Origin of the sequence: Kocuria sp. HSID16901 (assembly GCF_003989425.1) — a bacterium.
GTDB classification, from domain to species: domain Bacteria; phylum Actinomycetota; class Actinomycetes; order Actinomycetales; family Micrococcaceae; genus Rothia; species Rothia massiliensis.
This window is the reverse complement of the sequence record NZ_RBLM01000001.1, coordinates 103988-116013: the sequence shown is the minus strand read 5'-3', so window position 1 is coordinate 116013 and position 12026 is coordinate 103988. Positions and strand designations below refer to the sequence as shown.

At 61.2% G+C, this 12026-nt stretch carries 11 protein-coding genes, 1 tRNA gene and 1 riboswitch; of the genes, 3 read left to right on the top strand and 9 right to left on the bottom strand.

Annotated elements, in window-relative coordinates; all coding sequences use genetic code 11:
• Nucleotides 1-42: 42 nt before the first annotated feature.
• A riboswitch (TPP riboswitch) is annotated at nt 43-142 on the bottom strand.
• 140 nt (nt 143-282) lie between these two features.
• A complete protein-coding gene (locus tag D8M21_RS00550; protein WP_048684078.1) occupies nt 283-555 on the top strand; it encodes a DUF4235 domain-containing protein in 273 nt (90 codons plus the stop codon).
• A 65-nt stretch (nt 556-620) separates the two neighbouring features.
• On the opposite strand, the gene mnhG is transcribed toward D8M21_RS00550, so the two are convergent.
• The 6 genes from mnhG to D8M21_RS00520 are packed head-to-tail and all read right to left on the bottom strand — an operon-like array spanning nt 621 to nt 7386.
• Nucleotides 621-1079, bottom strand: coding sequence for a monovalent cation/H(+) antiporter subunit G (gene mnhG, locus D8M21_RS00545; protein ID WP_065424335.1), 459 nt, complete (start codon nt 1077-1079; stop codon nt 621-623).
• On the bottom strand, nt 1080-1466 hold the full coding sequence (locus tag D8M21_RS00540; RefSeq protein ID WP_065424336.1) for a monovalent cation/H+ antiporter complex subunit F: 387 nt from the start codon (nt 1464-1466) through the stop codon (nt 1080-1082).
• Nucleotides 1463-2047: a Na+/H+ antiporter subunit E gene (locus D8M21_RS00535; protein WP_085529154.1), complete on the bottom strand. Its 585-nt coding sequence runs from the start codon at nt 2045-2047 to the stop codon at nt 1463-1465. The genes D8M21_RS00540 and D8M21_RS00535 overlap by 4 nt, the downstream gene beginning before the upstream one ends.
• Nucleotide 2048: 1 nt before the next feature.
• On the bottom strand, nt 2049-3668 hold the full coding sequence (locus D8M21_RS00530; RefSeq protein ID WP_048683789.1) for a Na+/H+ antiporter subunit D: 1620 nt from the start codon (nt 3666-3668) through the stop codon (nt 2049-2051).
• A complete protein-coding gene (locus tag D8M21_RS00525) occupies nt 3665-4240 on the bottom strand; it encodes a Na(+)/H(+) antiporter subunit C (RefSeq protein ID WP_065424337.1) in 576 nt (191 codons plus the stop codon). Before D8M21_RS00525 ends, D8M21_RS00530 begins: the two co-directional genes overlap by 4 nt.
• Nucleotides 4237-7386 carry a Na+/H+ antiporter subunit A gene (locus D8M21_RS00520; protein WP_238650932.1) on the bottom strand — a complete coding sequence of 1050 codons (3150 nt, stop codon included), beginning with the start codon at nt 7384-7386 and terminating at the stop codon, nt 4237-4239. The genes D8M21_RS00525 and D8M21_RS00520 overlap by 4 nt, the downstream gene beginning before the upstream one ends.
• Before the next feature lie 208 nt (nt 7387-7594).
• Here D8M21_RS00520 and D8M21_RS00515 point away from each other — a divergent pair, with 208 nt between their 5' ends.
• Complete coding sequence (locus D8M21_RS00515; RefSeq protein ID WP_048683790.1) at nt 7595-8908, top strand: MFS transporter; 1314 nt, start codon at nt 7595-7597, stop codon at nt 8906-8908.
• Here D8M21_RS00515 and D8M21_RS00510 read toward each other — a convergent pair.
• From D8M21_RS00510 to dcd, 3 genes are read right to left on the bottom strand one after another with little or no spacing between them, the layout of a single operon-like run.
• On the bottom strand, nt 8835-9902 hold the full coding sequence (locus D8M21_RS00510) for a TlpA family protein disulfide reductase (protein WP_048683793.1): 1068 nt from the start codon (nt 9900-9902) through the stop codon (nt 8835-8837). The two genes, D8M21_RS00515 and D8M21_RS00510, sit on opposite strands and share 74 nt — an antisense overlap.
• A complete protein-coding gene (locus D8M21_RS00505; RefSeq protein WP_048683795.1) occupies nt 9899-11197 on the bottom strand; it encodes a hypothetical protein in 1299 nt (432 codons plus the stop codon). The genes D8M21_RS00510 and D8M21_RS00505 overlap by 4 nt, the downstream gene beginning before the upstream one ends.
• Before the next feature lie 8 nt (nt 11198-11205).
• Nucleotides 11206-11790, bottom strand: coding sequence for a dCTP deaminase (dcd, locus tag D8M21_RS00500; RefSeq protein WP_048684094.1), 585 nt, complete (start codon nt 11788-11790; stop codon nt 11206-11208).
• Nucleotides 11791-11886: 96 nt separating this feature from the next.
• Here dcd and D8M21_RS00495 point away from each other — a divergent pair.
• Nucleotides 11887-11960 (top strand) — tRNA-Gly (locus D8M21_RS00495).
• Nucleotides 11961-12026 lie beyond the last annotated feature (66 nt).

The window sequence follows — 12026 nt, the reverse complement described above, 5'->3', positions numbered from 1 at the left end:
TGCGGTCAGGAGGGGAGGCCTTGCCCGAATTCTCTTTCGGGAACACCCGAGATCTCGACTCCCTACGCCGGTGCTAACCGGATCAGGTCGAGGGTCTGCTTGCGCACTCTCAGCCTCGCTTGAGGCTCCCCTGTCGTGTGGTGAACTCGGACCATCCTAACGGATCACGAGAGGGACGGAGAATCTGCGGTCGTTTGAGACAAAGCCATTGGCCTGCGATTAGGCTAGAGGAAGCTGCACATGACCGGCCGAAATATCGTCCGACAATTACAGGAGATTCGTATGAGCAATCCCGTCATCAAGATCGGTTCCACCGTGGCTTCCCTGGGTGGAGTTTTCGCCGCCAATAAGATCATGACCCTCGGTTGGAAGAAGATCACCGGCAACGAGCCGCCCGCCAACAACCCGGACCCCGAAGAAAGCCTTCGTGACGTCATCATCTGGACCGCCATCAGCGGCGTCGTCGCCACGCTGATCAAGATTGGCGTCACCCGGGTTGCCGCCCGGATGGAAAAGAATGAAGACATCGAGACCGGCGGCCAGGCCGAGGTCTAACCGTCCCCTTCTCAAGCTAACGCCGATGGGCGCGTGACGTTGTCACGCGCCCATCGGCGTTGTTGTCAGGATTGCCGAGGCTCTTGTTCGTCCGGCTTGTCTAATCCCGCGGTATCCGCGTCAACCTCTCGAGGCTCGGGCGCGGCCTCGGCCGGAGCCTGCTCTTGTTCCTCTTCGCGGTTCATCTGCTCGACGAGGTCGGCCAATTCGTTGACGGTCAACGACGACGCCGCGAAGTGCCGGTTCCGGAATCCGGACCGACCGACCATGTGCGAGGAAACCGGCGTCGCGAGCATCTGCAAGGTCCAGGCCAAAATGAGCGCGGGGACGAGGCTCCAACTGCGGGCGGCGATTCCCATGCCGAGGAGTAAGAGAAACAAGCCGAAGACCTGGGGCTTTGCACCGGGGTGCAGGCGCGACAGCACATCGCTGAACCTCATGATGCCGAGTGCGGCCCCCAAGGACATGAGGCAACCGACGATCAGACATGCTCCCGTGAGAATGTTCAGAACGGTGTCCAACATCTATCGCTCACCCCCTGAAGGCTTCTGATCCGAAGGGTTCTGACTCTGGCCGAGGGACGACGCCGATTCTTGGCGTGTCGAGGCACTGGCGTTATATCCGCCGACGGCGTCTCGGGCGAGGTCTTCACGTTCCCGCTTGTTATTCGCGAATCGAGAGACCGTCACGGACCCCAAGAAGCCGACGAGGGAAATGACGATGAGCAAGGTGACATTCTCGTAGCTGTCCCGATTGACCATGTCGATGACCAAACCGGCACCAACGATGGCGAGCAGAACGTCCGAAGCGATCACTCGGTCCAAGAGCGAAGGCCCCTTGGCCAGACGGTAGATGGTTCCGATGGCTGCCAACACCAGAATGATGCCGCAGATCACCATGACGACTTTCATGGCTTCTCCTCACCGAGGGTGCCGGATTTGAGGGCTGCATAGCTCTCCCGGGTACCCATCACCCGAATCACATAGGCCTCGATCTTGCGAACGCTGTTCTGGAATTTCGTGACGTCCTCCGCGGACTCGATGTTGATCACGTGGAAATAGATCGTTGCATGACGCCGGTCCACCTCCACGACGAGCGAGCCCGGGATCAGGGAGACGATATGACCCACCACCGTGATGAGGAGGTCGCTATTGATGTCCAATTGGGCCGAGACGACCGCGGATCTGGGTGCTCCCCGTGGCCTCACAGCGAACCACAGAATCTCGAAGCTTGCGACCGCGATCCACCAGATGAACTTCATGGCCAATACGAAGGCCCACAGTGGATTGAACCGCCCGGACAATTGCACCGGCGGTAGGTAGAAGACGCGGACCAAGATGAAGGCCAGAATCAGGCCGAAGAGCAAGTTGCCGGGAGAGAAATCCCGCCAGAGGGCGCCCCACACCAGAACGAGCCACACCAACAGCGGAAGTTCCGTACGGAAGGTATTTTTGGGCCTGATGCGAGGGGCCCGGTGGGCGGACGGACTCATGTCAGTGGCCCCCTTCCGAGGCGGCGTCGTGGCCCAATACGGCTTCGATGTACGCGTGCGGATCACTCAAGTTATCGGCTGCTTGGTAGGAGAGGTTGAATAACGGCCCGGCCAAGAAGGTGATCGCGACTCCCACGGCGACCAATCCGATGGTCGAGCCGATCATCGGCCGCGGCAACAGGGTGACGTCGCGGCCCTTGTAACGCCTCGATTCGATGTCAATTTCTCCCGAGGTCCGGACGCCGTAATGACCATCGGCGTCCTTTGCCAAGAGGATCGGATCGGGGAATTCGGCATCCTCTGGCTTACGCCAGAACACACGGTTCCAAATACGGGCCAAGGTCAGCAGAGTCAGGAGTGACACGAAGACGCCGATGCCGGCCAGGGCGTATCCCTGCCAGGTTCCGGCTCGCACGCTCGCGTCGATGAGGCCAACTTTCCCGATGAATCCGGAGAACGGCGGTATACCGCCCAAGTTCATGGCCGGGATGAAGTACAGGATGCCCAAGATGGGCGCAATCTTCGCGAGCCCTGCGAGACGATCCGTATTCGCGGAACCACCGCGTCGCTCGATCAGGCCCACGACCATAAACAGGCTCGTCTGGATCACGATGTGGTGGGCAACGTAAAAGACCACGGCCACCAAGCCCTCCGGCGTCGACAACGAGATGCCCCAGATCATGTAGCCGATGTGACTGATCAGAATGAACGAGAGGGTTCTCTTGATATCGCTTTGAGTCAACGCTCCCAGGATGCCCACCACTAAGGTTGCAGCCGCGACGAAGGCGAGGAGGTTGTCCACCATTCCACCGGGGAACAGGAGGGTCTCCGTCCTGATGATCGCGTACACGCCGACCTTGGTCAGCAAGCCCGCGAACACGGCCGTGACCGGCGCGGGCGCGGTCGGATACGAGTCCGGGAGCCAGAGGGACAACGGGAAAACGGCGGCCTTAATCCCGAAGGCCACCAGTAGCATCAGGTGCAGTTGCATCTGGGTGCCCACGGGTAGGTCCGGCACTTTGGCGGCGATATCCGCCATGTTCACGGTGCCCAGGGCCGCATAGATCATGCCGATGGAAATCAGGAACAGCATCGAGGAAATGACCGAGACCACGGTATAGGTCACGCCGGCCCGGATGCGCGGAGCCGTCCCGGACATGGTGAGAAGTACGTAACTGGCAGTCAGCAGAATCTCGAACCCGACGTACAGGTTGAAGAGGTCCCCCGCCAAGAAGGCATTGGACACTCCGGCCAACAGCACCAAGAAGGTCGGGTAGAACACCGAGATCGGCGCGTCGCCGTCACCATCCGCGAGACCCTGACCGGTCGCATAGATGAGCACCGCGAAAGAGACGAGCGTGGAGACGACCAGCATCAAGGACGACAACTGATCCACGACCATGACGATGCCGAAAGGCGCCGCCCAGCCGCCCAGCGTCACGGATTGCGGGCCCGTTCCCCAGGTCGAAATCAAGAGCACGATTTCGAGGGCCAGGATCAGCGACATCGCGAGAAGTGACACCAACCGCTGGGCGTTCGGGAACTTGTACAGCGTGAAGTTCAGGCCTGCGGCGAGCAGGGGCAGAATCACGGCCACGGGGGCTAACTCAACGATGTTCATGGACGCCACTCCCCCTGATCGCGATTTCCCTGACCCAAGTGCGAGTGGTGTTCCTTGGCGAGACCAGGCGCCTCGTCGTCGGCAACAGTCCGCGCATTCTCACGCTGAGACCGCTCTTTCTGCTTCCGCTGGCGATAGGCTTCCTCTCGTTGTTCCTCGGAACCTTCGAATTCGGAGGGCTCGATGGGGGCGGCGTCGTCGTCCTCCGGATCGTAGTCCGGCTGGGCGGCAACGCGGCGGTCCTCGGCGTCGTCCATGATGTCGTCTCGACGGGACAAGACCCAGCTGCGGTAAATCATGCCCAGCATCAGCGCCGTCACCGAAAAGGAAATCACGATGGCCGTCAGGACCAAGGCCTGTGGCAGCGGGTCGAAGTATTCGTCGGCGCTCCTCGTCGGGTCGAAGAACGCCGGGATTCCTGAGGAGCCTGCGGTGTGCAAAATCAGGATATTGGTCGCATTGGTGATCAGCATCAGGCCCAATAGAACCTTGGTGAGCGACTTCTCGAGCACCAGATACACGCCCACGGCGTAGAGAACCCCCATGACCAGGAGCATTGAGGCATCGATCATGAGTGGTCGTCCTCTCGGGTGCGTTCGGCGTGACCTGTATCGGCCGCGGCGGTTGGTCGCTCGCCGTCCAAGTGTTCTTCTTCGCTGGTCGCGGTGACCGGCCCCGAAGGAATCGCTACGGTCTGAGGACCACCCGAACGGCGCACCTTGATCCGGCGACGCTTGCGTCCGGTCTGACGCGACCGTTCGCGCTCCTGGCGGCGCTCTTCCTCTAGGACAGAATCGATCTTTCCGCCCAAGCTGCGCAGCACGTCAAGCACCAAGCCGACGACGATCAAATACACACCAATATCGAAGATGGTGGCCGTCACGAAGTGGATCTCACCGAAAACCGGCCAGTGCACCTCGAAAGCGTAGGAGGCGAAGACCGAGCCTCCCCACGCCAGAGGAAGAAGCGCGTAAACCGCCGAGAGGATCATGCCGGAGCCCAAGAGGACACCCGCATTGACCGGAGTGGCTTCCTCGAGCTCGTAGCGGCCACCCGCCAGGTACCTCAGCCCCAGGGCGAGTCCCGCCAAGAGGCCACCGGCGAACCCGCCTCCGGGAAGATTGTGACCGGCCAAAAGCAAGTAGACCGACACCAGGACGACCGTGTGGAACAGCAACCGCGTGATGACCTCAAGCATCAACGAACGGTTTTCCGGTGCAAGGGTGCGCCCAGCCACGAGGAAGGGATCCCGCTTGACGTTCATGAAGTGTCCGACGACGCGCGTTCCGGTGCTCAGCCCAGTGCGGCCCGCATATCTCTTACTGACTGCCCGGATGCGTCCCGTATCCAAGGCCGGACCGTTCCGTCCGGCGTCTTGCCGTCCAGCAATGAATATCAGGCTAGCGACACCCGTCGCGGCCAGAGCCAAGACCGAGATTTCGCCGTAGGTGTCCCAGGCACGCATGTCGACGAGGGTCACGTTCACGACGTTCTTTCCGTGACCGATCTCGTATGCCAACCGCGGCATATCCAATGAAATGGGGCTAGCGGTACGCGACGAGATCGAGAATGCGGCCAGAGCCATCATGAAGAGTCCGAAGCCCACGGCGATCACGACCCGGGCGGGCCGCCGGGTGGTCTTGCGCTTGCCGATTCCCGAGGGAAGCATGCGCAAGGCCAAGACGAATGCGATCAAGGAGATGGTCTCGACCAGCATCTGTGTGAGCGCCAAGTCCGGGGCACCCCGGAGCGCGAAGATCAAGGCCAACCCGTAACCCGTGACCGAAACCATCAGGATCGCCAGGAATCGCTTATTCGCTCGAACCGCGATCAGAGCGGCCCCCACCATGACGGCGGCAATGGCCCATTGAGCGGGGGAATCCGTCCAGTTAATGGATCGCAACGGCGGGGTCTCGACGATAAACAGGCCGATCGTCGGAACGATCACGGCCGTCGCAAGAATCACCGCGAGGTAAAAGCTCAGGGAACCACGCTGAGTGAAGCCGGTGATGCGAACCGCGGCCCAGTCAATGAAACCAATAATTCCGCGGTACACGGAATCGGCCGTCGGCAGCGAAGGCACCGCGGATTGCGCCTTGAGGACGGGCACTCGAGCCAGGTAGAGAACCACACCCGTCGCGATAATCATCGCGGAAATTCCCAGAGGCGGAGTCAGACCGTGCCACAAGGCGAGGTGCTGGTGTATCTCGCCGCCCTGCTGAGCGACCGTCCCGACCATCTGATGGATCGGCTCCGGGAAGAGGCCCAGCGCGAGGGTCAGTACCGTGATCACGCTCGGGGCCAACGCAAAGGTCAAGGGAATCGCGTGAAAGTCGGTCGAGTGAACGGAGCCGCCCTGAATCAGATCGGGGTGCGCGTCACGAGGCTTTTTGGTCGCGAAGGCGCCCCAGACGAATCGTGCACTGTAGGCAAAGGTCAAGACCGATCCCACAGCGATGCACAGGAGGACGAGCCCTGATTGTCCCGGGCCGAGGGCACCCATGCCGTGGGCCCAGCCTTCGACGCCCAGTTCAAGGATCGACTCCTTGGTGACGAACCCAGCGAGGGGCGGAATTCCCGCCATCGACGCCGCCGACAGCACGGCCAAGACGAAGAGGACCGGTGCCTTCCGCCAAATTCCGGAGAGTCGAGTGATCTCACGGGTACCCGCCTGATGGTCGATGATGCCCGTACACAGGAACAAGACCGACTTGAACAGGGAATGCGCAATCATCATGGCCAGCCCCGCATAGATGGCGTCGGGGCTTCCGATCCCCACGACCGTCAGGATGAATCCGAGCTGGCTCACGGTTCCGTACGCGAGGATGAGCTTGAGGTCATACTGCTTCAGGGCTACGTATCCGCCGAAGAGCATCGTGAAGAGCCCCACGATGACGACGATGCCCGTCCACGGTGCAACGCCCGAGAATTCCGGGGCGAATCGGGCCACAAGGTAGATGCCCGCCTTGACCATCGCGGCGGCGTGGAGGAACGCCGAGACCGGGGTGGGAGCGGCCATCGCCCCGGGGAGCCAAAAGTGCAGGGGGAAAAGTGCCGACTTCGACATCGCCCCCACCAACAACAACACCAGTGCGGCACCCATGACGACGCCACCGCCTGGCGACGCAATGGTTTCTGGGGCCCGAGCGATCACGTCCGAGAGCAGATAAGAACGGCTCGCCACGGCCAACATGATGATGCCGATGAACATCGCCAAACCGCCGGCCGTCGTCACGATCAACGCTTGCAGGGCGGCCCGCCGGGCGAAGAAACGCACGTGGGCGTATCCGATCAACAGATACGACAGAATGCTCGTGAGCTCCCAAAAGACAAACATGACCATCATGTCGTCCGCGGTCACGAGGCCGAACATGACTCCGGCGAAGAGCAGTAGTTGAGAGGCAAAGGAGCCAGAATACTGGTTCGTGTGCTTAAAGTACGCGGCGCAATAGAAGATGATGGGTGCGCCGATCCCCAAAATCATGGCGGAGAGGATCCATGCGAGGGCATCCAGACGGAACGACAACGAAATGCCGAGCTGGGGTATCCACGGATAGCTCTCGGTTATGACCTGACCGCCGAAGACGGCCGGAGCCGTGGTGCAGAGCCAAATGAAGCTCACGGCGGGAACGAGGGCGAAAACGTAGAAGCATGTGCGACCCCACCGTCGGAAACACATCGGCGCCACGAGAGCGGCCACGACGTGGGCCAGAATCACGATGCCCAAATGGTGCCCCCTCTACCTCATCACGGTTCTCGTCCTGGCCAAGCTTATCAGCGGCGATTTTTCCAGGTGGGCGGCCAAGCTCTGAGCTAACTCCTGTGGCAAGAAGGTGTCATGTCTCTGGAGGAATGTATCGACAATTTCCCTACTGGCTACCTCCTACCGCTATGGCGTGGCATAGGCCACTTGTATCCTGTGGATTATGCAATCTGCCGCTTCCCACAAGAAGCCGGTGATTCCGTGGGCCCTGTGGGATGCCGGATCGTCGAGCTTCAACGCCGTGATGACCACCTTCGTCTTTACGGTCTACTTGACCAGCGATGCTTTCGGGTCCAAGGAGCACACCACCCAGGTGCTCTCGGCCGGGCTCACGATTGCGGGCGTCGTCGTGGCCCTGACGGCTCCCGTGACCGGCCAGAGAGCGGATCGCAATGGATCACGACGGCGAGCGCTCGCCTGGACGACCACCGCTGTGGCGCTGTGCGTGGCCCTCTGCTTCTTTGCCCGCCCAGAACCGTCCTATCTCTATCTGGGCGTTGGCCTGATTGCCCTAGCCAACGTCATGAGTGAAATCGCCACCGTTCACTACAACTCCCTCCTCCCCTCGATCTCGACGCCGGAAACCGTTGGCCGCGTTTCTGGGCTCGGTTGGTCCTTCGGGTATTTCGGAGGAATTGTGGCCTTGGGGATCGTCCTCGTGGGGTTTGTCTCGCCGGGTCTGCTGGGCATCCCGGAAGATGATTCCCTCAATCTGCGGGCGATCGCCGTCTTTTCGGCCGTGTGGCTCATGCTGTTCTCGTTGCCATTGCTGCTCCGGTTCCCGGGAGCCACCGCGCCATCGAGCGACTACGGCTTGGCCACCGGCGAGCAAAGTCCCGGCCCCCGCGATTCGATCCTCGACTCCTACAAGCGTCTTGGTCGGACCATACGTCGGTTATACCGAGAGGAACCGCTCGCGCTTCGGTTCCTGATTACCTCCGCGATCTTTCGTGATGGATTGGCGGGAATCTTCACCTACGGTGGAGTCCTGGCAGCGGGAACGTTTGGTTTTAGCTCGAGCCAGGTGATCGTCTTCGCGATCGCCGGCAACGTGGTCGCCGGTCTCGGAGCCGTGTTGGGTGGGCGGCTCGACGACGCGTGGGGGCCACGCCGCGTCATCCTGGTTTCCCTCGCCGCACTCTTAATCGCGGCCACGCCCTTGTTGTTCCTTCAAGAACAGTGGTTATTTTGGGTGTGCGGACTCGCTCTGTGCGCCTTCGTCGGACCGGCTCAGTCCGCGGCACGGAGCTACCTTTCGAGGATTACGACGCCCGGTGACGAGGGCGAATATTTCGGTTTGTACTCCACGACGGGCCGCGCCCTCAGTTTCTTGGCTCCGGCCCTGTTCACGGTGTTCGTCAGCGTGTTCGGCGCTCAAATCTGGGGTGTGCTGGGCATCATGATCATTCTGGCGATCGGTCTTGGTTTGGCTGTGCGGCTTCCAGCTCGGCCCGAACGTCCCGCACAAAATCCATAACCTCACGACCGAGGACCGGCCCTCCAGCGAGCAGACCGTCCGCCCCTAAGAGGACGGCCGCGGGCGTGCCCGCCAGGTCCATGACGTCGGTGACCACGTGACCGACGTCGTACAGAGTCGAGTCCCACAAGCTACGATCGGCTACCGTCTCGAGGGCCTGGCGGCTGGACGGGGTCATGAGGTGAACGCCGACCGCCGGTGCCAGTTCCTGCCGCCATTGCGCCGCCTGGCGCATGACCTCGGAACACGATCCGCAACCTGCCGACACCCAGAGCACGAGCCGCGCCTGAGTCGACGCCATCCTGCGGAGCGACACCAGTTCCCCGTGAGCGTCTTGTACCACGACGCCGGGAATCGGCAATCGAACATAGTCCAATTCATCCGATGGCTCGCCGGCATCGTTCTGATGCGGGCCGTCTGCTCGCCTCGGTTCTTCGAGGCGCCCACGGCCCTGATCCAACGCCTCGGACGAGTACCCAGCCCCGTTGTCTTTCATGATGGTGAAGACCGTCGTGCCGACCGCCACCAGGCCGAGCGCCCAGAGCGCGTCCGAAGCCGAAGCGGAACGGACCAACTCGGGGACGCTCGTCTCGCAGGACACCACCATCCACCACACGGCTAAAAGCAGGAATACCGTGTTGCGCCAGAGAGTCCGACGCGTCACCCGTCCACTCGACGTCGAGCCGAAACAGTGGCAACTGACCGATTCGCCAAATCCCAGGGCGCGGTAGATCAGCACCCAATATGCGGCAAAGAGAAGGAGTGCAAGAGCAGCTATCACCGTCGCGAGCACTCCGGGGGACCCAACGATCAGAAGGCCGAGCACGATCTCCGCCCAAGGGAATACCGAGGCCATCAGTCGCCCTCGCGACATCAGAGGTACCCGAAGATTCTCCAAAGCGGCCCGGACCGAACCCGGTTCGCGGCATTTCGCCACCCCAGAGAACACCAGAATCACGGCAAGAATGACCGCGGGCGCCAAGTGCGCGGTCATGACGACAGGTCCCGCGATCCTGCCGCCGCCTCATCGGCAGGTGATGGCAGAGCCGAGGGTTCCTCCGCTGAGGCCGGCGAACTGGAGACGATCAACGCACCGTCTTCAAGAACCGCGTCCAAGGCCAGCTCGAAGGCACCTTCCGGAGGCGGACCATAGATCTGCTCCAATCTGGACCGGAGCTCGCCGACCGTCGCACCGCCCTCAGTCAAGAGCCACAGGTCCGCCCCCAGCGGGGTGTACAAAACCGTCCGATCGGCGTGCATGATCAGGAGGCCTTCGTTCGTCAGCAATCCACTCGCTTGGGGGCTCCGACTGATGCGGCAATAATCGGCCAGGGCTTGAGTAGATGCGGGGCGTACATCCTGCGACAGGACGTGAGTCTCAGCGTCTCGGGAGCCCTGCGAGGCAAGATACTCCCATGTCTCGTCGTGAGGTTCAGGGATCGCATCCGACACGGAAGCCAAGATGTCCGGCAGCTCGCTGGAATCCCGATATCGCACCTTGCTGATTCCGCCCACTCGGTCCACGAGCCGGGCTAATTCCCGCAATGCGTGAGGCGTTTGTGCGAGGCCGGACGATTGTTCGGCCAGACATTGCAGGCCTTGCAGCAAAGTCACCGGGAAGAGTCCGACCGGCTCATCGCCCTCCCCCTCCAACCGGTCCAAAATGATGAGCCGTGACAGTGTCGGCACCGGAGAGTCTGCGTCGGTGGGCGTTCGCAGCCCGAGGGAGGAGGCAGCGAGTTGGGCCTTGGGCGATCCTTGATGTTCTATGACGGACAAAGGCTTGGGATACGGCTTGACCATCAGGGTTTCGGGGTCGATGGCGCAGGTCTCGTCGCTCAAGTAGGTCCAGCCAGAGCTCGCGAGAGCGCGTGACGCCGTCGTCTTTCCACGTCCAGAAGGCCCGATGAGGGCCAGGGTTTCTCCGGTCTCCGGTCGCATCAATGCGGCGGCGTGGAAAAGATGTAATTTCACAATGAATTTCTTGATGAGTTCGATCGTCACCAACGATGTGAAGTCCTGAGCGGCGAAGGGCCACTCCGATTCAGGGCCAACACGCAAGAAGGCGCCGTCTTCTGGTTCCTCCTGGATCGAAGCATCCTGAGGAACCACATAAATTCGTACGTCGGCCGAGGACTCGGCGGAATCAGTACTGGCTGCAGGGCTGGGAATGCAGTCTGCCCAAGAATCTTCTAATGCGGCAAGAAACCGCGGCGAGATCCCCTCTCGAGCGACAATGTCGACGACCGCCCCCATAGCCCTCATGGAAAACACGAGGGTCTCGGTCATTGCGTGATCTAACTTTCCGAAATATCCGTGACGTGAAAATTCTGATAGCTCCGCGACGCCGTAGGCCCGCGTTGCCCCTGATATCGGTTGTGATAAAAGCCCGAACCGTAGGAGTGGTCCGCCGGCGAGGTCAGCCGGAAGAAGCAGAGCTGGCCAACCTTGGAGCCGGGCCACAACATGATCGGCAAGGTCGCCATATTCGACAATTCCAGAGTCACGTGCCCGGAGAATCCCGGATCGATGAAGCCCGCGGTGGAATGGGTCAGCAACCCGAGACGCCCGAGCGACGACTTCCCCTCCAAACGAGCCGCAACGTCGTCGGGAAGCGTGACCTGTTCGTAGGTCGATCCCAAGACGAATTCCCCAGGATGAAGGATGAAGGGCTCCCCCGGAGCAGTTTCGATGAGTCGAGTCAGCTCGGGTTGGTCCTGGGACGGGTCGATATGCGGGTACTTATGGTTATCGAACAGCCGGAAGAACCGATCCAAGCGAACGTCAACGCTCGCGGGTTGCACCATGTCCGGATCGAAAGGATCCAGGCGGATGCGACCGCGGTCAATGTCTTGGCGAATATCGTGATCTGAAATCAGCACGATTACAGAATAGGCCATGTTCCCGAGGTGCAGCCGCCCGGTTCGCCCCAACTCCGGCGATGCGATAGAATAACCGTCGTGTCTTTTTGACGCCGCGCGGCTGTAGCTCAATGGTAGAGCGCACGCTTCCCAAGCCTGATACGCGGGTTCGATTCCCGTCAGCCGCTCCACAAATAACGACGGGCCATGCGAGGAACTTCTCGCATGGCCCGTCGTTTCTTTTCCCGTGGTCTCCA